Origin of the sequence: Clostridium sp. D53t1_180928_C8 (assembly GCF_015667795.1) — a bacterium.
Classification (GTDB): Bacteria; Bacillota; Clostridia; order Clostridiales; family Clostridiaceae; genus Clostridium.
Genome location: NZ_JADPEL010000125.1, coordinates 1 through 1,535 on the forward strand (window position 1 = coordinate 1; position 1,535 = coordinate 1,535).

General features: G+C 24.2%; 1 protein-coding gene. It reads right to left on the minus strand.

Annotated features, from left to right (window positions below; all coding sequences use genetic code 11):
* Positions 1-35: 35 nt before the first annotated feature.
* On the minus strand, positions 36-1,535 hold a 1,500-nt coding region (locus tag I4V51_RS20805), incomplete at its 5' end, for a glycosyl hydrolase family 28-related protein (RefSeq protein ID WP_195990342.1).

Genomic DNA, 1,535 nt, shown 5'->3' on the forward strand with positions numbered 1-1,535 from the left:
TTTTACGAACAATATAAATCAATTGTGAATTAAATTTAAGCTTTGCTATCAAATATTTCACATGAAAAATCTGTTTGAACGCCTGTAAATGAAATAGTTGGCATAGTGCAATTTTCAAAATATATTTTTGCTCTATTTGTTGCGTTAATTAAATGTAATGGAGAATTTCCATTACTAAAAGTACCTAAAAAAGTACAATTTTTAAATACAACTGTGCTGTTTGATATATCGAATAGTGAATTTGTGTTGGCTGATTGCCAAAAACTCCATAAAGTTAAATCTTCAAATACAACAATACTTTTGTTGTCTTTAATAACTATCCCTGTACTTCCACAATCAAGCTTATTAGTATTTCCTTGTGAAGTAATTACTATTTCAGGTACATTGTTTATTTTTTTTATTTGTAAATCACCTTTTTTATCACTTTGATTATTTCCATTTAAATCATTTATTATAAATTTAATTGGGGTATTTGATTTTAAAAATTGTAGCAATTGAGAAGAACCAACATTTATTTTTATAAAATTATAAAACTCATTGATACTTATTGTTTTAATTATATTTCCGTATTCATCTAAATCACTATCGTCATATTGGAAAGTTTCAAATTTAAAAAATGAGTGATTTAATTTGTTATTATCATTATAAGATACTTTGACTTCAAAAGGTTTAATATTCGTATTACTTATACTATTGTTATGACCGTATTGTATAAAAACTTTATAATCAACATTTATTAACGTATTTAACCTAAAATCAACCACTCTACAACCAATACACGAAATGAATTCTATCATTCCATTAAAATTGTAACTACTTGATAAAACAGTAATATCTACACCATTAAAAGTAATATACCAAGAAGAATTTAACGAAATAATTTTTTTGTTGAAGTTTTCTGCCCCACAACTTATAAAATTAATATTTTTAGCATAAGATGTAGTTTGATAACATACTTCACTACAATAGTCACAAGCACAATTGATAGCTACAGAATAAACACAACCTAAACTATACCCAATGCTACATTGATTCACGTAACAACCTATAAACTTAAATGTTGTTCCTCTATTTATTTTAAATCCATTTTCACAATTATTTATAGAAACATTTTCAAAATAACATAAATAACCAGAAAAATCTAATCCTGTTAAAACATTTGAAAAATGAATGTTTTTCAAGTTTAATCTACTGAATTTAGGTGTATTAATATCATCTACAGTTAAACCAATGTTATTATTATTACCTATAAAAGTAATCTCTTCTAACGCTATATAATTTCCTTTTATATTTATTATTTTGTTTGCAGATGATTTTATCTTTGTATAATTTTTATTTTCACCTATCATTTTTTTTCCTGGTAAAACATTTATTATATCATTAACCAAATACGTACCAGAAGGGAAATAAATTGTATCATATTTTTCTAATGCAGATATAATTATATTTGTATCATCTGTAATCCCATCACCTTTTGCACCGAGTTTTTTTATATTAATCCAATTTAAACTTTGCTTCTCAATATTATCCAATTG